Genomic DNA, 19,164 nt, shown 5'->3' with positions numbered 1-19,164 from the left:
TTTCTGGGGTTTTCCTATCCCATGGAAATCAAGGCCAAGGCAGCCAACGTCGTAGCCATGCCCACCCATTGACCGCCGGTCATGCGCTCCTTTAATATGCGCCAGGCCAATAAAACCGTGGACGCAGGATATAAGGACGCCAGGACGGACGCAAGGTCCAGCCTGCCGGTCTGGGACGCCAGGATGAAAAGGCCGTTGCCGGCCACATCCAAGATGCCCGCCCACAAAATCCACCTCCAGGGAGTATGTCCCAGGGACTGTCCTCGGAGTTTAAAGCCCAATACCAGGGATAAAACGGTGAGCCCCACAATTTTCGCAGACAGCAAGGGCCAGGCGAATCCGCTGTATCCGGCGTAATGAATCCCCACAAAAAAGCCGCCGAAGCCCATCCCGGCCAGGACCGGCAATAGCATGTCCTCTTGTCTTATCCGCACGGATTGCCTTGTCCAGGAAACCAGGCAGATGGAAACCAAAGCCAGGAAGAATCCGGCAATCTGCAATACCGGCGGCAGCCCGTGCAGGATGACTGCAACCAGCACCGGCAGCAAAGCCGTCACCACTGCGGAGACGGGCGCCACCACGGCCATGGGGCTTCTTGCCAGCCCTTTATACAAACAGATAAGGCCCAGCGCCCCGGAAAGGCCGGCCAATCCGCCGTAAATCAAAGTCGACGCGCCCGGGTATTCCTCGCCGGTGGCGCCCAATAAAGCCAGTATAAAAAACAGGCCCACAAACTGGGAAAACAATACCACGGCATAGACGTTTCCCCGTTTGGAAGCCATGCCTCCGCTAAAATCCGCCGCGCCCCAGGTGAGGGCCGAACCCACCCCGTAGGCTATGGCCAATGCTTCCGATCCCATGATGCTCCTCCCAAATAGTGCTGAATATTTCAACCGGTTGCGGGGCTAAAATAGGGTCCGGCGATGCAAAAGTAAAATTAATTGTTTTTAATGATCATAAATTTTGCTAATGAAATATTTTAGAAAAATAAAGCCCCCTGGATTTCCCATCACAACACTTGGGATTGACAAATAAGGGACGGCGCACACGTACTTGATCCGCCCTGACACCACCCAAAAACAGGCCGGTTTTTCGTTTATTATTTAGAGAGTTGCGTCTCAAACGTCAAACGTAGATTTGACCCCATTGCTGGCAGGGAGAAGAATAATGCTGGATTACAAATTGCTGGAGGCTTTGGCTGCGGTGGTGCAGGAAGGCGGTTTTGAAAAAGCGGCGGCCAGGCTGCACATCACCCAGTCTGCGGTGTCGCAGCGGGTCAAGCTGCTGGAGGATCAAGCCGGCCAGGTGCTGATGGTGCGGACGTCCCCTCCCCGGGCCACGCCCGCGGGGCGGCAGATGATCAAGCATTATCTGCAAGTGAACCGGTTGGAGGAAGATTTGAAAGAATCCTTGGACCTGACCGGCCAGGATGTATTCACGACCTTGGCTTTAGGCATCAACGGAGACAGCCTATCCACCTGGTTTTTACCGGCGGTGCGCGACTTTTTGATCAGGGAGCGCCTGCTTCTGGATCTTCGGGGGGACGACCAGGACGAGACCCATAAGATGTTGCGGGACGGCGAGGTTATCGGGTGCATCAGCGTGCAGGATCGGCCCATGCAGGGATGCCTGATGGAGTATCTGGGCCGGATGGATTATAGGCTGATCGCTTCGCCGGAATACGCGGCCAAATGGTTTCCTGAAGGAATGAACCTGGAATCGGCTTCCAAGGCGCCGTTTTTCATATTCAACAGGAAGGACCACTTGCACTACAAGATGTTCCCCCTGGCCTTGGGAGAGGTCCCCACCCCCCTGCCCGCCCATTACCTGCCGTCGTCCGAGCAGTTTGTATCGTTTATAGAAGCGGGTTTGGGCTACGGAATGCTGCCGGACCAGCAAAGCAAGGAGCTTTTGGAAGCCGGCCTACTGGTTGACCTGGCGCCCTCCCACATTGTGCCGGTGCATTTGTATTGGCATTGCTGGAACTTGTCCTCAGCCCTGTTGGAGCGGTTCACCCGGCACTTGGTGCGGAAGGCCACGAGGATTTTGCAGCAGGGGGAATAGAAACGGATACGGTCCGTAATGGCTGGCGGTAGTTCAAGGGGCGACAGTTGAGCTTCCGGCCAGATCAGAAGAATTCTTTTAAGGCAGGGAGACACGACGCTTATCCAAACGACCCTACATAAAGGTCATGCCCCCCTGTAATCAATTTCCAACACTGTGATTACCGCCCAAAGGGCAATCCCCGCTTCCAGCCTTGTTTAAAGGCCCAGACGTAAAACGACGGAGACATCCTGTGCAATAAATATTGGGGCCAGGCGTGAAGCGGCGTGGGCATGATGCTGATTTTCCGGCGCAAGGCCCGCAGCCCGTCCCGGGCGACTATGTCCGGCGAAACCCCTTTGGTCGCATAAAACTTCACGGCTTCCTCCGCCTTGCTGGCGCCCTTGCCGTCCCGCAGGTCGATTTTTCCGTCCCTGACGATGTTTGTATTGATATAACCCGGGCATATGGCGCTAACAGTGATGTTATGGGCCGCCAGTTCGGACGAAAGGGATTCCGTCAGCCCCACCAGAGCGAACTTGCTGGTGCAATAGGGGGCCATGCCGGGTATGGGCGTGATTCCCGCCAGGCTGGAGGTTATCAGGATTTTTCCGCTCTGGCGTTTGATCATTTCCGGAGTGAAAAAATGCAGCATGTAAATGACGCCCCACAGGTTGACGCCCAGGACCCACTCCCAGTCCTCCAGGGTGATGCGCTCCAAAGGCGCGCTGTGCCCCACCCCGGCGTTCAGGCACATGACGTCCGGGCATCCGTGCTCTTTTATAAAGCGGTCGGCGAACTTTTTAACCGCCTCCTTGTCGCTGTGATCCACGGCAATGCCCCAGGCGTCGTTGCCCATGCCCCGGATCTCGCCGGCCACCTCATTGGCTCTCTGCTCGTTAACGTCCGTGACAGCCACGCTGGCGCCTTGTTTCGCCAGGGCCAGGGCGAGGGAGCGGCCTATGCCGGAGCCCCCGCCCGTTACAATAGCCAAGTTCTTATTAAATGCTTTCATTTCCTATTCCATCTTTAAAGATTCCGAGAAAAGCAAGGTGGCCGGGCTGGTCACGCACGGATCGGTGAGGGCGTTGATGCAAGCGGGTTTGCCCGACTCCAGGGCGCGCTGGACGGCCGGGATGATCTGATCGTCCTTATCCACAAACTCGCCGTATCCGCCCAGGGCCATGGCCACCTGCTCGTAATGAACCACGCCCAGTTCGGACCCGATAACGCGTTCTCCGCCATAGCAGATTTCCTGTCCGTGCTTGATCATGCCCCAGGCCTGATCGTTGTTGACCACGCATAAAATGGGCAGATCATGGCGTTTGAAGGTGTCGAACTCCATGGCATTGAAGCCGAAGGAGCCGTCGCCGTTAAAAACAACCACCTTTTTATGAGGCAATGCAGCCTTGGCGCCCATGGCGAAAGGCAGGCCCGTGCCCAGGCATCCCAGCAGCCCGCCGGAAGCGGCCAGTACATGGGCGCGTTGGGTCGCCTTAAACGAGGTCAGGCCGAAATACGCCGTGTCGCCGCCGTCCATGATGTAAATGGCGTCGTCCCCGACCGCCTGGCGCACCTGATAGGCAAGACGTGCGGGATGAATGGGATCCGATGCCGTGGTTCTGGCCGCTTCTTCCGCCGCGTCCAGAGGAAGGTAGGACTCTTTCAACTCGCCAAGCCACTGGGAGCGGTCCTTGTTTTCCACCAGGGGCAAAAGGGCTTTCAGGGTCATTTCCATATCCCCGGCCAACCCCACGTCGCAGGCTCGGTTTCGGCTCAATTCCGAGCTGTCGATATCCGCCCGGATGACGCAGGCCTGGGGAAATCCCTCCCCGAATAAAAGCAGCCAATTGAAGCGGATGCCCAGGGCGATGACCAAGTCCGCCTGGGGCATGCCGGCCATCAAACCCATCTGGCCGCCGTCCCACAAGGAAAGAGGATTTAAGTCGCTGACCGCCCCTCTTCCGTTGTTGGTGAGACCGCAGGGAATGCCGGCTTTTTCCACCAGTTCGGTCAGGAGTTCGGCCGCCTGATCCGTGGCGATTCCCGAACCGGCCAGGAGCATGGGCTTTTTCGCCTGATTGATCATTTCCGCCGCCTTGGCCACGGCCGCGGGATCGGGACCGGATTTGTAAACAACTGCGCCGCTGCCTGCCGGAACGATTTCGTTTTCCTGTGCGCTGACGTTCAAAACGTCCGGCGGCAGCTCCAGAAAGACGGGCCCCGGCCTGCCGGAAACGGCATGCCGGATGGCGGCGGAGATATACTCGGGTACACGCTTTACATCATGGCAAGTGGCCGCCCATTTGACAAAGGGCCTGACCATGGCGGTCTGCTCCATTTCCTGAAGCGCTCCTTTTTGCCAGTCACGGACCGCCGTAGCGCCCGAAATAAGCACCAAAGGCGCGTTTTCCAAGGCCGCGTTCACCAGGCCCGTGAGCGTGTTGGTAAAGCCGGGGCCGGCCGTGGCGATGCATATCCCGGGCTTGCCCGAAAAAATGGACCACGCGTGGGCGGCCATGGCGGCAGCCTGCTCGTGGCGCACGTCTATCAGCCTGACGCCGTACTCCAGAAATCCGTCGTAAATCCGGTCGATATGCCCCCCGGATAATGAAAAAACCGTGTCAATCCCCTCAGTCTCCTTCAGGTGTCTTGCGACCAGATGCCCGCCGTAGATGCCTTGCATGACTGCCTCCTTATTTTTATTGCCGGTTTTTGGGTGAATCCTCCTGACGAAGGTTTTATGGATGCGTCAGCCCGCATGTTTTATGCAGGCTGTTTTTTATGGCTGATGCAGAAATTCATGGGGCCGAAAATCGCCCCGTACGGCGGGAAGCAATCAAGGCCGTTCTCCCGCCTTTGTGTGATATTGGGAAAAACCGGGCGCGTTTGATGAGTGTTGCGGCCGGCGTTTTTTTGATTGAATAATCATTCAATAAATGCAATGTAAAGGGATCGGATATGCTTGTCAAGGCATTTAAGCGGGAAACGACAAAAATTGCGCAAGGATATTTTTCAAGATGGGCCGAGACAAAAAAAGCAATGAAGAAAGAAGAAAGGCCACGCGCCAGAAGATTGTCCAGGCGACCCTGGACCTGTGCGCAGAGCGTGGGTATCACATGGTTTCGCCAAAGGATATATCCCAGGAAGCCGGGGTTTCCGTGGGCATCCTGTACCATTATTTCAAGAACAAGAAGGAAATCGCCGTTCATCTTATAGAGACCCTGGGCGCCGCTTTGGTGGAGGAAGTGGAAAAGGGCTTTTACCACGCTCCCACCTACAAGGAGAGCGTGGAACAGGGTTACGGCATGTTGTTTGATTATGTGGAGCAAAACAAGGCCGGCTTCACGGCCATGATTCGGGAAATCGGCAACGAGGAGTTGAAGGAGCATATAGACGGGCTGATCGAAAAGTTGGTTCTGGATTCGGCCCGGAGAATCGGCGAACAGCAGGATTTGGGGATTTTGCGTAAGGACATTCATGAAGAAATAGCTGCGGCGTTGATTCAGGACATGGCCTTTTCCGCGGTCAGGATGTATTTGGAGGGCCGCTTTTCCCGCAAGGACATTCTGGATGTTTTAATCAAGATTCAGGTGCAGGGTTTGGAGGATCGGCAGGCGCTTGGCTAATTGACTCAGGAAGAGCTCAAAGCATGCACCGGGGGAGGCTTCAGGGGAAGTCGAATGATGAACCGGGCGCCCTGGCCGGGTTTTGAGTCCACGGTCATGGCGCCGCCGTGATCTTCCGTAACGATGAAGTAGGAGACGGACAGGCCAAGGCCGGTGCCTGCTCCCACGCTTTTTGTGGTGAAGAAGGGCTCAAAAACCCTTTTTCGCGTGTTTTCATTCATGCCGGGGCCGTTGTCCTCCACTTCAATGCGGACCATGCGGCTTTCCTGGGCGGTCCTCAGCGTGATCGAGGGGGCGGAGTTGTTCGGGTCTTCAGCCATGGCGTAGGCGGCGTTACGCAACAGGTTCAAGATAACCTGCTGAATCTTGCTGGCCTGGCACCAGGCTTCGGGATTGGATGCATCGTACTCCCTGATAATTTTAATCCGTTTGAAATCGAATTTCTTTTTCAGGTCGTAATCGCTGGAAGCCAGTTCCACGGTCTTTTCCAGGATCTCGTTAATGGGCTGTACGGTTCCGTCCGCTTCGCTTTTTCTGCTGAAGCTAAGCATATTGGCCACAATCTGGCCCGCCCTCACCCCGGAGCTATGGATGGAATCGATCATCCGCACCAGATTGCGTTTTTCCATATAACTGCGGATAACGTCCATGGTGACGCCGCATTCTTCCGCCGCCCGCTGGTTTTTCGGAGTCAATTCAATGGTTCTGTTTTTCAGGACCTGGGCGTTTTGAATAATGCCGGCCAACGGGTTGTTGATTTCATGCGCCATGCCGGCGGCAAGGCCTCCCACGGAAAGCATTTTTTCGGACTGAATCATCATCTCTTCGATGCGGACGCGATCGGTTACGTCGTCCATGCGGATGACCGCGCCCTGGATTCCGTTTGCGACGAGCGGAAAAACCGTCACATCGGAATAGCGCACCTCGCCCTCCACCTGACCGGTGGGTATACGGGCTTCCGTTTTAGGGGCTCTTTGGGCTATGGCCTGCCGAACCTTGCCCATTTCACGGGCCAATTGGGGGAACACATCCATGAGAAGCCGGTTTTGGGCTTGCTCTGCGCTGATGCCGGTAACCTTTTCGGCCTCCATGTTCCATTGGGTGACCTTTCCCTCTGGATCCACTCCAACAAGCACGGAAGGCATGGAGTTTACAATATTGGACAAAAGGTTCCGCAGCCGCCGGACTTCTTCCTGCGCTTTCTCCTGCTCCCGCATGTCGCTCAGCATCAACAGCAAATGGGGCTTTTCCTCCATGACAAAGGGAACCAACTGGGCGTCCATAATAATCGTTTTTCCGAAAGTGGAAACGCCCATCATGGTGTGGCGCATAGGCATTCTATCCTTCACCACTTTTAAAGCCACCTGGTACAGGCCGGTCTCTTTCCAAGACACGATTTTATGATAATTCAAAGACAGCACCTGCTCTATAGGGGCGCCCACCAGGTCGGCCGCGGCCTGATTGGCGGTAATGCACTGTCCGCCGGGGTCGTACAAAAGGATTCCAACAGGAGATTCATGGACAATTTTCTCATTAAAAGCCAAGGCGTTGGCCAGCTTCCTTTCACTGGCCTTTTGCTCGGTCAAATCAATGAGAATGCCCCGAAACCCGGAGGGAATCCCGTTTTTGATGACACGGGAGGAATGGATCATGACAGGCGCCCGGTCCCCGTTTTTTTTTATGGCCGCGTACTCCTGCCCGCCGATATACTGCCCGGACAACACTCTTTGTATGTTGGCCGCGGCCCGCTCCCTGTCTTCCGGCGCCAAAAAGTTCAATGCTTGAACTCCGGAATAAGCATCCTCCTGGGCGTACCCCAAAACCTGGCTGACATTTTTGTTGATGAAGGTCAGTGTGCCGTCCAAGTCAGCCTCAAAAACAATTTGCGGCAGAGAGTCGGCAAGGTCGCGGAATCGCTCTTCACTGGAGCGCAAAGCCCGCTCCGTTTCCCTTTGTTGTTCAATTTTTTGCTGCAAGTTCCTGATCAAGTCCCTCAACTGGCTGGTCATGCTGTTAAACGCATTGGCCAGAACGCTGATTTCATCATCGCCCTCAATGGCAACGACAGAGTCCAGGTCGCCCTTGGAAATGGCATTGGCGTTGGCGCTCAACTTGTTGATGGCCCGTATGGGGCGCTTCATGGCTAAAAAAATCAGGGCGATGGTAGCCAGGACGCCGATTAGGACCAATCCGGCCAGATAGTACTCCATGAGCCGAAGCGAAGCAAAAGCCTCCTTGGCGGGCAGTTCCACCACAACCGCCCACTTCGTCCCCGGAATGGACGTGTACTCGCCGACGACTTTCTCGCCATCCAGTCCGTGGTAAACAGGTTCCGGGCGTTGCGTGTATTGGAGAAGGCCTAAATATTTGGCCACGGGAGGAAAAGAACCGAGATCCCGTCCGTGCTGTTCCAGTATTCGAGCCGGGTTCTGATGAGCCACCAGGCGCCCCTTGGAGTTTACAATATAGGCGTAGCCGGTCCTGCCAATCTCAACCTGGGAAATCGCCTTCCAAAGCCGGGCGGCGTTCAAATCCCCCAACAAAATGTTCTTCACCTTCCCATCGATGGATTTAAGAGGGATGGCTATTGGAATGGACAAACGGCCGCTGCCTTTGGACTCATGAAAGGAACCGATATACACGTTGCCGGTTTTCACCGCCCCGAACATTTCCGTTGCGGAAAGATCGCCCAGTTCATCATGCAAGTAGGTGTAGGTCTTGGCGACCTTGACGATTTCCAGCCCATCGCTGTCCAGGAGCGTCAGTTCGTTAAAGGCCCCGGGCCGGTTTATCAGGATGTATTCCAGGGCGCGTTTTTGTTTTTGACGATCTATTTCACGGAGGGAAACCAGATCCGCATAAAAAAGCAAATTGGAGACTGCATTCTCCACATGTTCGGAAATCAGCCTGGCGACCTCTTTGGCATTGCGCATCTGCAATTCCCGGATGAGGTTTTTCTGGTTGTCCTGGGCTATATAAATCAGCCCTGTTCCCACGGCCACCAAGGTTAATACCATGGCCAGGGAAAGCGTCCATCCCAGCTTGGTCCCGAGCCGTTTACGCCAGGGGATGGTTCGGGAGGTTGTTTGGCTGTGGAATGTCACTAAAAGGCTCCCCTTCTCCTTTTCAATTGTCGCCCTCTGTGGGGTGCACGCCCCCGCCCGCCCCTGAAAAAGCCGTCCAATCACTCACCTTAGCCTGCGCAAAATTCTCCGGCCATACAGGAATGCGCCGTCCCTGAATTATTTGCAGGATAAGCAAATCATAGTAGATGTTTTGACCGGTTGAATCAAAGGATAGGCGAGGGGCTGGAAGGATCATGTTTTTGCCGAAGGGCATGTCCGTTTCGGATAGGGCCTTTCTTAAGCGTTTTTTATTGAGGGACCCGGCCCGTTCCAAGGCGTCTTGGAGAACAAAAATGCACTGATAAGCCAAAACGCCGTCTCCGGTCAGGTCCCTGTTATATCGTTCGGAAAAGGCCTCATAAATTTTTCGGCCTTCAAGCAGAAAACCGGAGTGTTCCGCCACGGTGAATAAGCCGTTTGCGTCCGTTCCAAGAGCTTTTATGAATTGACTGGAAACCATGCCGCCCGCAGTGCCAATAACTGGAATGTCCGCCCCTGCCTGTCTCAGGGCTTTGGCGATAAGAATACTGTCGTCAATGTAGGCTGCCATCAAAATCGCGTCCGGTTTCGCCTCAAGAACCTTTGCAACAATGGGGGCCATGTCCTTGACTGAATCATAACGATAGCTTTCCTCCGCCGCCAGAATCACGCCTGCGTTTTGCAAGGCCCGCTTTTGGGCCAAAGCCGACGATGTACCGTAGGCGGAATTTTCATGAATTAAAGCCACTCTACGAACAGAATAGCCAATGAGCCTGTTCAGGTCCAGCAGAAAACGGACCTGATCCCTTCCGTAGTATCGGGCTTTGGGGCCAATGCGAAAAGTATACAGAAACCCCCTCTCGGTCAGGCCGTCGGCAATTCCCGAACTCAGCAATACAGGCGTTTCCAATCTTTCGGCCGCCTCCGTAACCCTCTGGCCCACATTGCTGTGGTACACCCCGATGACGGCGCACACGCCCTCCTGGGTTATGAGCCTCTCCACCTCCCGGGCGCCTGTCCGGGGGTCGCTCCGGGTGTCTCCGTACACCAGTTCCAGAGTGCATCCTCCCAAGGATTGAACGCCTCCGGCTGCATTTATCGTTTCCGCCGCATAGGCGGCCGCATCGCGGCATACCATCCCTGTCTCGGCGGAGGGGCCGGTAAGGGGAAAAAGAACTCCCACCCGCGCCGTTGCAGGACGGGGGGGTGAGGGGTCAGGAAAAAGCAATGCCGACATACATGCCACGAAAACCGCAACGACCACGATCCATGGTAAATGCCGTTTCGTCCTTTGCCTGAATTGCATAGTAATCAAAACTCCTTTAGTGAACGCCGCCCGGCGTCTCCTTGTTGCTTGTAAAAAAGTGACGACTTCCTTTCCACCGTATTCCCAACGGCGTATATTCCGGCGGCCAGACAGGCGCCGTCTCGCCATCCTGCACCTGCACGACAAAGGAGCCGGAGTGGGCGACCTGCCCGCTGGGTTCAAAAAAGAGCGCCGGAACTGATAAGATCATGTCAGGTCCGGGGAGCATATAAGTCGCGGCCAGGGCGTCCCGAATTTGCTTCTTATCCGCTGTTCCGGTTCGCTCCAGGGCGTCCTTAATGACCCAAACGCTTTGATAGGCCAATGCGCATTCTCCGGGCAGTTCCTTGTGGAATCGGTCCTTAAACTCCTGATTGATATCCTTGGCGTACGGGGCCAGCTTGGAGTAATCCGTCATGCCGAAATATTTTTCCACGGCAGGCCCCAACTCTTCGATAAATTGGCGGGAAATCATTGTAGCCCCCATATTGACAAGGGGAATGTCCATCCCCCTCGCCTCCATGGCCCGAGCGGCCAACAGGCTGTCGTGGTCGTACATGGCCGTCAGGATGGCGTCCGGTTTGGCGTCCAGCGCCTTTCCGACCTCTTGTGTCATATCCACCGCCCCGGCGGCGCGGTAGCTCACTTCCCCGGCAATTTCCAGCTCCGTGCTCATCAGGCGTTTTTTCAAGGCCAACGCGGAGGATGTGCCATAAGCCGTGTTTTCATACAATAGCGCCGCTTTGTTTATGGGATGGTTTATCAAGCAAGAAAAATCCAAGAGAAATGACACCATATCCCGGCCGAAATGCTCCGCCTTCGCCATAAGCCTAAAGGTGTAATGGAACCCTCGATCCGTAATAATATCCGCCATGCCGGAGCTGACAATTATGGGCGCGCCCAGCCTCTCGCAAACCTTGGCCGCCGCATCGGCCGCGCTGCTTTGATAGGCTCCTATAATGGCCAAAACCCCTTCTTCAGTAATCAGGCGTTCGGCCTCCCGGGCGGCTATCAGGCTTTGCCCCCGGGTGTCGCCGTAAACCAACTCCAGAGGGCGCCCGCCCATGGAACGGACGCCGCCGCCGGAGTTGATCTTTTCAACGGCTAGGCGAATAGCCTGAAGATTGGGAAGCCCCGCCTCTTCCAACGAGCCGCTCATGGGAAAAAGCACGCCGATTCGCAAGGGAGTCTCTACAGCATTTTTCCGATTGCACGCAAACGGTTGAAATAAAAGCATGACGACAACAAGCGTAAAAAATCTTTGAAACCTGGTCACAAGCCCGCTCCTTCCGCCTTTTGAGTTAGGCCCTTTGGGGGCGATATGATTTATGCAAAATGCATGCACAACCAGACTGAGACGCCGCCAAGAAGAGTGCGAGGGCCTATTGAAGGATTGCTTTTTACAGTGGATGCGTTGTTGATTTTCCGGCTGTTTTGGGTAATGGTGTTTTGTTTCCCGTCAGAGGGAGACCTTACCACATAACGGAGGTTTATGCATGACGGTTTACAAAGAGCAAGCGGAACAGGCGGCGGCCTGGATTCGGGAGCGTTTCGGCCGCGCCCCGGCTTTAGGATTCATCTTCGGGACGGGCCTTGGGGCCAGCGTGCAAACCCTGAAAGCGGAGACAAGCCTGGACTACGCCGACATTCCCAATTTTCCCGTGTCCACGGTCCAGAGCCACGAGGGGCGCCTTTTATGCGGGACCGCAGGGGACCATGCCTTTGTCGCCCTCCAGGGGCGTTTCCATTTGTATGAGGGATATTCCGCCAAGCAAATTACCTTTCCCATCCGGGTCATGCAGGAACTGGGGGTGAAAACCCTGATCTTCGCCAGTGCGGTGGGCGGCCTCAATCCGGAGTTCACTCCCGGAGACATAATGATTGTGGAGGACCACATCAATCTGTCGGGGGAAAACCCGTTGGTGGGCGAAAATGTCGACGCCTGGGGGGTTCGTTTTCCCGAAATGTTTGAGGCTTATGATAACGGGCTTATCCAAAAGGCGCAAAGCGCTTCGGAAAAGCTGGATATTCCGTTGCGCCGAGGAGTCTACGTGGGTTTGAAGGGCCCCTCTTTGGAAACTCCCGCGGAAATGCGCTTTTTACGCGCCATCGGAGCGGACGCCGTGGGCCTTTCCACCGTCAACGAGGTAATCGCCGCAGTGCACGGAGGCATGAAAGTCCTGGGCTTTGCCATCATCACCAACGTCAATGTTCCCGGCATGCTCACCCCGGCATCCATCGATGAAATCGTAGCCGTGGCGGACGCCGCCTCCCCCCGGGTGGGGGCGATAATCAACCAGGTCCTGCAAAATCTCTAACAGATGCGAAAAATATGCCTTTAAGGAAAAGTGCCATGAACGCGGATATTCTTATAAAAAATGGAATCGTACTGACCATGAATGACCATGGCGCCGTTGTGGATAAAGGCGCGGTCGCCGTCAAAGACTCCCTCATCGCCTGGATCGGGCCTGACGATCAAACCGGCGAAATTCAAGCGGCAAAAGTTCTGGATGCGGAAGGCGGAATCATTATGCCGGGCCTCATCAACGCCCATACCCACGCCTCCATGACCTGCTTCAGGGGGCTTGCTGACGACCTGCCTCTCATGACGTGGCTGAACGATCATATTTTTCCTGCGGAAGCCAAGCTGACCGAAGACATGGTTTACAAAGGCGCTTTACTGGCCTGCGCCGAAATGATTCTATCCGGGACCACCAGCTTTTGCGACATGTACCTGTTTGAGGGCGCCGTGGCAAAGGCCGCCCATGACTCGGGAATGCGGGCTGTTGTGGGCGAAGTGTTGTACGACTTCCCCTCCCCCAATTACGGCCCTCTGGAAAACGGATTCGCCTACACCCGGGACTTGTTGGAGGAATACAAGGGGCACGACCGGGTCCGCATTGCGGTGGAGCCTCATTCCCCTTATCTTTGCGCTCCGGATTTATTAAAGAAGGCCCGGGAAATTGCCGAGGAATGGAACGCGCCTTTGGTGATTCACGCATCCGAATCGGAAAATGAGGTTGCACAGATAAAGGAGAAATACGGATGCACGCCCATGGAGCATCTGGCCAAGATCGGTTTTTTATGCCCCAGGCTTATGGCCGACCACTGCGTGGTTCTGACCGACAACGATATCAGCCTGCTGGCGGACAATAAGGTGAAGGCGGTGCACAACCCGGAAAGCAATATGAAGCTGGCTTCCGGCATTGCGCCGGTTCCGGCCCTCCTGGAAGCGGGAGTATGCGTTTCCCTGGGCACGGACGGATGCGCCAGCAACAACAATCTGGACATGATGGCGGAAATGGATGCAGCGGCGAAAATCCACAAGGCGGCGGCCTTGGATCCGACGGTCATGGACGCAAAGACGGTTTTGACAATGGCCACAAAAAACGGCGCTTCCGCTTTAGGGATGGACGGACTGTGCGGAGTCATGGAACAAGGAAAGCTGGCGGACATCATTATTCTTGACGTCAACCGGCCCCATCTCGTGCCCATGTACAATCCCATGTCCCATGTCGTGTATTCAGCAAGAGGAGGCGACGTGCGCCATTCCATCATCCATGGAAAACTGGTTATGGAGGACCGCAGGGTCCTGACCATTGATATAAAACAAGCCATGGCCCACGTTCGTGAGCTGGCCAAAACTATCGCCTGATACATCCGGAGTTTGGCGTCATGACAATAAAGCAGCAGTTGGAGTGCGCGACGCAGGATGGCGGAGGCGCGTATGCATGGGCCTGGAACGTCCTGCTGATTACCGTAGGCAGTCTGGTGGTGGCCATGGGATTGAAGGCCATTGCCGTGCCGCACAATTTCGTCTCCGGGGGCATTTTCGGCACAGCCCTTTTGTTCGATTACGCAACGGGCCTGCTATCCCCCGGCTACGGATACTTCTTGTTGAACATCCCCTTGTTCATTCTTGGCTGGCTGTACGTCAGCCGCAGGTTCATATTTTATACGATATACGCGGTTGTGGTCGCCACCCTGGCTTTTGAGTATATGCCCTGGGATTTTCATATCAAGCAGCAGATTTATGCGGCCATTGCCTGCGGAGGCATTAACGGCGCAGGATGCGGATTGGTGCTGCGCAGCCTTGGCTCCAACGGCGGACTGGACATCATGGCCGTCATTCTGAACCAAAAATTCAACCTGGGCATCGGCAAGTTTTATTTTGCATTCAACCTGGTGCTGTTCAGCGCGGCCTCCATATTTCTGGACATCGACCAGGTCATCGCCAGCCTCATCGTCGTCTTTGTGACGTCCGTGGTTCTGGACTATGTGCTTTCCCTCTTCAACCAGAGAAAGCTGGTTTTCATTATTTCGGAGCAAAACCCGCAAATCGCCGAAACCGTCATGAGCCTCGGCATTGGGGCCACCTATCTGAAAGGCAAGGGCGCCTACACCGGGCAGGAAAAAGACATCCTGATGACCATCACCAACAATGTGAGGCTGAAAAGGCTGGAGGAAATCGTCTTTTGTGCGGACCCCGACGCCATTTTTATTGTGGAAAACACCTTCAACGTTTTGGGCTCCGGCTTTTCCAAGCGAAAAATCTACTGAGATTCGTCATACTTGACCCCATGCTCCTTTCCATGTATCTAACCAACAACACGGCGCTTTTTGCGCCATTCATGAAAGGAATATCGTTGTGATCATAACTGAAATACTCGCCAGAAACGCCCGAATGTACGGGAAAGAAACGGCTCTGGTGGAAAGGGAGCCGGAAAAACGGAGCCGCCGGGAAATCACATGGAATCATTTTAAGGAGGACGCCGACACCCTGGCGTGCGCCTTAGCCATGGCCGGCGTTTCCAAAGGGGACAAGGTCGTCCAGCTCATGACCAATTGTCTGGAATGGCTGCCTGTCTATTTCGGCATTCTTTCGTCCGGCGCCGTGGCCGTTCCTTTGAACTTCAGGTTCACCGGCGAGGACATCGCCTTATGCTGCGACATCGCCGAGGCCAAGGTGTTCATCTTCGGCCCTGAGTTTGTGGAGCGCATCGCAAAAATCAAGGGAAGCCTGGACAAGACGGTTGGGACCTACATTTTTTACGGCCCCAAAGAGGCCTGCCCGGACTTTGCGATCCACGCCTCCCTTTTTGTGGAAAAAGCCCAGGCGCGCGCCCCCAAGGTGGACCTTTTCCTGCGGGATGACGCAGCCATCTATTTCACGTCCGGCACAACAGGCACGCCCAAGGCGACCCTTTTGAACCATCGCAACCTGGAATTCGCCTGCTACCTGGAAAACCGCCACCACAACCAGACCCACGAAGACAATTTCTTGTGCATCCCGCCCTTGTACCATACGGGCGCCAAGATGCACTGGTTCGGCAACTTTATAGTGGGCGCCAAGGCGGTGATACTCAAAGGCGTGACCAGCGAATGGATCCTGGAGGCGGTTTCCGAAGAAAAGGTCACCATTGTCTGGCTGCTGGTTCCCTGGGCCTTGGACATCTTGTTCGCCATCGAGTCCGGCGAGGTGAAGCTGAAAAACTATGAGCTTGACCAGTGGCGGCTTATGCACATCGGCGCTCAGCCCGTGCCCCCCAGCTTGATCAAGGAATGGCTCAACGTGTTCCCCCATCATCAATACGACACCAATTACGGCCTTACCGAGTCCACCGGGCCCGGCTGCGTGCATCTTGGCCTGGGTAATCTCCATAAGGTGGGCTCCATCGGCAAGCCGGGTTTTGACTGGGAGTATGCCATCGTGGACGCGGAAAGGAACCCGGTTCCCCAGGGAAGCCCGGGCGAACTCATGGTGCGCGGCCCCGGAATGATGCAGGAGTATTACAAGAACGCCCAGGCCACCCAAGAAACCCTCATCAACGGCTGGCTGGCCACGGGCGACGTGGCCAAAGTGGACGAAGACGGGTTCATCTGGCTTGTGGACCGAAAAAAGGATGTGATCATCACCGGGGGCGAGAACATCTATCCCGTGGAAATCGAAGATTTTCTCCAGGCCCACCCTGACGTGGCGGACGCCGCCGTCATCGGGGTTCCCAGCCTGCGTCTGGGCGAGCTGCCCGCCGCTGTCGTCAAATTAAAGCCGGGCAGGGAGTTGACCAAAGAGCAACTGGCCGAATATTGTCAGGAACTGCCCAGGTACAAACGACCCAGGAGATTCTTTTTCGGAGACGTGCCGCGCAACCCCACGGGCAAGATAGAAAAGCCCAAGCTCAGAAAACAATATGCTGGCATTGAAAAAAGTTTCCGGGTATGATGAGGCCATAGCCGTGTTTTTCCAACGAGCCTTTTTTGCCGGACAAACCGGCCTTGCATACTGGAGAAAATAAGGGGCGGGCTGCGTTATTAAACGTGTGGAGGCAAAAAACCATGATGGATCACTTCAAATGGCTGACCGAGCAAAACTACCAAAGAAAGGTGGTTTCGCCGGCCGAAGCCGTCAGTCATATCAAACGGGGAAGCCGTGTTTTTATCGGCACGGGCTGCGGAGAGCCCCAGGCGCTCATCCACGCCATGGTGGCCGATCCCTCCATACAGGACGTGAGCATTCACCAAATGCTGTCCCTGACCTTGTCCCTGTATGTGGACGACCCCAGTTTCCTAAGGCGCTTTTCCGTCAAAGCCTTTTTCGTGAGCGAAAGCATGCGAAAAGCCACGTATGAAGGCAAAATCGACTATGTGCCCGCCTATTTGTCCCAGATTCCCCGCTTGTTCGAAAGCCAGCGGCTGGGCATTGACGTGGCTCTTATCCAGGTTTCCCCCCCGGACAGATACGGGTATTGCAGCCTGGGGGTTTCCGTGGACGTCACCAGGTCCGGGGCGAAAAACGCCCACATGGTCATCGCCCAGATAAACCACCAAATGCCGCGCACCTGGGGAGACTGCTTCATTCATGTCAACGACATCGACTACATGGTCCTGCAGGATGAACCCCTGGTCAACTGGGGCGCCAACATCAAGGATTCGGAAGTGGCGCGCCGCATCGGCATGTACGTTTCCCAGCTTGTGGAGGACGGCGCCACGCTGCAGATAGGCTTCGGCCGCCTTCCCAACGCCATTTTAAGCCATTTGAAAGACAAAAAGGATCTGGGCATTCACACCCAGGTCATCACGGACGCTTTTCTGCCCTTGATCGAGCAAGGCGCCATCACCAACCGCAAAAAAAATTATCTGCCCGATAAAATCGTGGCCTCCCTGTGCATGGGGTCGGAAAAGCTCTATCGCCAGGTGGACAACAATCCTTTATTTTACTTCCGGGGCTCGGAGTTCGTAAACGATCCCGTGGTCATCGCCCGGAACGACAACCTGGTATCCATTTCCTCGGCCCTGGAAGTGGACCTCACGGGCCAGGTCTGCAGCGACTCGGCCGGCCGGATATTTTACAGCGGCATCGGCGACCAGGTTGATTTCCTCAGGGGCAGCGCCATGTCCAACGGCGGATTTTCCATTGTAGCCCTGCCCTCCACGGCCAAGGGCGGCAAGGTTTCCAGGATTGTGCCTCAGCTTTCCGAGGGCGCCGGCGTGGCCACCACCCGCGGCGACGTCAATTTTGTGGTGACCGAATACGGCATTGCAGAACTCCAGGGGCAAAGCATTTACCAGAGGGTCATGGAACTGGCCCAGATCGCCCACCCCAAGTTCCGCAAGGAGCTTATTGAAATGGCCAAGGAGCGGCGTTACATCTTCGCCGACCAGCTTCCTCCGCCGGAGGACGACCTCCTGTTTCTGGAGCAATACAAGTCCAGCCGCCTGCTGCCCAACGGAAAGGTGGTGGAATTCAGGCCATTATTGCCTTCGGACGAAATCGACTACCGGAACTTTTTCTATTCCCTGAAGGAAGAAACCATCTATTACCGCTTCTTCCATAACAAAAAGACTTTCTCCCACGAGGTGGTTCAAAAGCAATGGGCCGCTGTGGACTATCGCAAAAACATGTCCATTATCGGCCTGGGACCCAAAGGCGGATACAAGGAGATTATCGCCATCGGCTCTTATGCGGAATCGGAAAACGGTTTCGCGGAAGTGGCTTTTGTCACCAGCGAGTCCTACCAGAAGCAGGGAATCGCATCCTACATCATAGAAGTGCTGGAACGCATCGCCCGGGAAAACGGATACAAGGGATTTGTGGCCACGGTCATTCGGGACAACATCCCCATGCTCCGGGTTTTTGAAAAACGCTATCCCAATCTTAAATCCTGTTTTGACGGCGGTGAAATTACTCTGGAAATGCCCTTCGCCCAGGCGGAAGAAAAGGCGGAGGCTTCCGAGGAGGGGAAAAAATGAACCAACTGAATCGTGTGCTTTGGGCGGCGGCTTTGGCGGCTATGCTTTGCCTGACGGCTTCCTGCGCCGCCAATTCCACTTACGGAAGCATCAGGCCCAGCGACGCCGTGACGCAAAGTTTCAAGGAATTCAAAGTCAACCCCGATTACAAGTATTACACCAAGGGGTCGGGCGCCCAGCCCAAAGCCGTGCTGGGAGTGGACAAAAAATACACCCTGGACTCCTCCGCCTGGACGGCGACGGACATGACATCCGAAAAACTGAAGTCCATAGTCTATCTGGTGAACCTGGGCGCTCCGAACGCCTGCCGCTATGTGGGCTCCAATGTCCTGGACGCCCAAAAAAATATTGTGGGGGTTTTCTACTCCGAATGGCGGCGCGGCATGGTGTTAGTGGATCCGGAAAAAATGACGGTGGTTGTCCGCCCGGATAAACGGTCCAAATTCAACTTGCCGAAAACGCTGCGGTAATGAGCGCCTGACAATTAGGAGATTTCCACGCCATATCCTGGGCGCCGGTGAACATGACGCCCGGCCTGCTGCAGGAATGGGTTGAAACCATGTCCATCACAGCCGACCCTGCAAAGAGGCTGGAGGCCGCCCGGATATTCAACAGCCAAGGCGTCCCGGTGGGCGTTTGGTACTCCCCGCCGTGGTGCTGGTTCATGAAAGCAACCGGGTCATTATCAATCCCGACAGAAGCCGCGGCGGAAACCGAGGCGGGAGTGGAGGCGGCGGGTGCGGCTGAAACTGAAACTGAGCCGCCGGTCAGGCGGCCCCACATTCTGATTACGGAGATCTTGACCGACCATTAGCAGCGCGGCCGGTTGCAT

General features: G+C 55.4%; 16 protein-coding genes. 10 read left to right on the top strand and 6 right to left on the bottom strand.

The features are described from left to right. Positions 1–14: 14 nt before the first annotated feature. On the bottom strand, positions 15–860 hold the full coding sequence (locus tag G491_RS0127170; protein ID WP_015949730.1) for a DMT family transporter: 846 nt from the start codon (positions 858–860) through the stop codon (positions 15–17). Between the two features lie 307 nt (positions 861–1,167). Between G491_RS0127170 and G491_RS0127165 the strand changes: the two genes are divergently transcribed. Continuing rightward, a complete protein-coding gene (locus G491_RS0127165) occupies positions 1,168–2,064 on the top strand; it encodes a LysR family transcriptional regulator ArgP (protein ID WP_028316776.1) in 897 nt (298 codons plus the stop codon). A 160-nt stretch (positions 2,065–2,224) separates the two neighbouring features. Here the strand turns inward: G491_RS0127165 and G491_RS32825 are convergent, their stop codons facing one another. Then, positions 2,225–3,058, bottom strand: a complete 834-nt coding sequence (locus tag G491_RS32825; RefSeq protein ID WP_015949728.1) for an SDR family NAD(P)-dependent oxidoreductase — start codon at positions 3,056–3,058, stop codon at positions 2,225–2,227. 3 nt (positions 3,059–3,061) lie between these two features. Next, on the bottom strand, positions 3,062–4,729 hold the full coding sequence (locus G491_RS0127155) for a thiamine pyrophosphate-binding protein (protein WP_028316775.1): 1,668 nt from the start codon (positions 4,727–4,729) through the stop codon (positions 3,062–3,064). A gap of 98 nt (positions 4,730–4,827) precedes the next feature. On the opposite strand from G491_RS0127155, the gene G491_RS35770 reads away from it, so the two are divergent. Together G491_RS35770 and G491_RS0127150 are read left to right on the top strand one after the other, a co-directional pair. After that, positions 4,828–4,971: a hypothetical protein gene (locus tag G491_RS35770; protein WP_157468642.1), complete on the top strand. Its 144-nt coding sequence runs from the start codon at positions 4,828–4,830 to the stop codon at positions 4,969–4,971. Between the two features lie 92 nt (positions 4,972–5,063). Further along, positions 5,064–5,672, top strand: coding sequence for a TetR/AcrR family transcriptional regulator (locus G491_RS0127150; RefSeq protein WP_028316774.1), 609 nt, complete (start codon positions 5,064–5,066; stop codon positions 5,670–5,672). Positions 5,673–5,677: 5 nt separating this feature from the next. On the opposite strand, the gene G491_RS34740 is transcribed toward G491_RS0127150, so the two are convergent. The 3 genes from G491_RS34740 to G491_RS0127135 form a co-directional block, all read right to left on the bottom strand. Then, positions 5,678–8,776: a PAS domain S-box protein gene (locus G491_RS34740; RefSeq protein WP_051327553.1), complete on the bottom strand. Its 3,099-nt coding sequence runs from the start codon at positions 8,774–8,776 to the stop codon at positions 5,678–5,680. A 22-nt stretch (positions 8,777–8,798) separates the two neighbouring features. After that, positions 8,799–10,013, bottom strand: coding sequence for an ABC transporter substrate-binding protein (locus tag G491_RS0127140; protein WP_282706010.1), 1,215 nt, complete (start codon positions 10,011–10,013; stop codon positions 8,799–8,801). An 85-nt stretch (positions 10,014–10,098) separates the two neighbouring features. After that, entirely contained in the window at positions 10,099–11,358 is a 1,260-nt protein-coding gene (locus tag G491_RS0127135) for an ABC transporter substrate-binding protein (RefSeq protein WP_028316772.1), read from the bottom strand. A 220-nt stretch (positions 11,359–11,578) separates the two neighbouring features. On the opposite strand from G491_RS0127135, the gene G491_RS0127130 reads away from it, so the two are divergent. From G491_RS0127130 to G491_RS0127100, 7 genes are all read left to right on the top strand, one after another. Beyond that, a complete protein-coding gene (locus G491_RS0127130) occupies positions 11,579–12,400 on the top strand; it encodes a purine-nucleoside phosphorylase (protein ID WP_028316771.1) in 822 nt (273 codons plus the stop codon). Between the two features lie 35 nt (positions 12,401–12,435). Beyond that, the gene (locus G491_RS0127125; protein ID WP_028316770.1) at positions 12,436–13,737 is read left to right on the top strand and encodes an amidohydrolase; all 1,302 of its coding nucleotides are present in this window, start codon (positions 12,436–12,438) and stop codon (positions 13,735–13,737) included. Positions 13,738–13,757: 20 nt separating this feature from the next. Beyond that, a complete protein-coding gene (locus G491_RS0127120; RefSeq protein ID WP_035220383.1) occupies positions 13,758–14,642 on the top strand; it encodes a YitT family protein in 885 nt (294 codons plus the stop codon). 88 nt (positions 14,643–14,730) lie between these two features. After that, positions 14,731–16,305 carry a class I adenylate-forming enzyme family protein gene (locus G491_RS0127115; protein ID WP_015949720.1) on the top strand — a complete coding sequence of 525 codons (1,575 nt, stop codon included), beginning with the start codon at positions 14,731–14,733 and terminating at the stop codon, positions 16,303–16,305. Positions 16,306–16,418: 113 nt separating this feature from the next. Then, the gene (locus tag G491_RS0127110) at positions 16,419–18,332 is read left to right on the top strand and encodes a bifunctional acetyl-CoA hydrolase/transferase family protein/GNAT family N-acetyltransferase (RefSeq protein ID WP_015949719.1); all 1,914 of its coding nucleotides are present in this window, start codon (positions 16,419–16,421) and stop codon (positions 18,330–18,332) included. Further along, a complete protein-coding gene (locus G491_RS0127105; protein WP_015949718.1) occupies positions 18,329–18,802 on the top strand; it encodes a hypothetical protein in 474 nt (157 codons plus the stop codon). Before G491_RS0127110 ends, G491_RS0127105 begins: the two co-directional genes overlap by 4 nt. A 53-nt stretch (positions 18,803–18,855) precedes the next feature. Next, positions 18,856–19,146, top strand: a complete 291-nt coding sequence (locus G491_RS0127100; protein ID WP_015949717.1) for a hypothetical protein — start codon at positions 18,856–18,858, stop codon at positions 19,144–19,146. Positions 19,147–19,164 lie beyond the last annotated feature (18 nt).

Source organism: Desulfatibacillum aliphaticivorans DSM 15576 (genome assembly GCF_000429905.1).
Lineage (GTDB): Bacteria > Desulfobacterota > Desulfobacteria > Desulfobacterales > Desulfatibacillaceae > Desulfatibacillum > Desulfatibacillum aliphaticivorans.
Note: the sequence above shows the minus strand (reverse complement) of the source record. Positions and strands in the feature narration are given on the sequence as shown.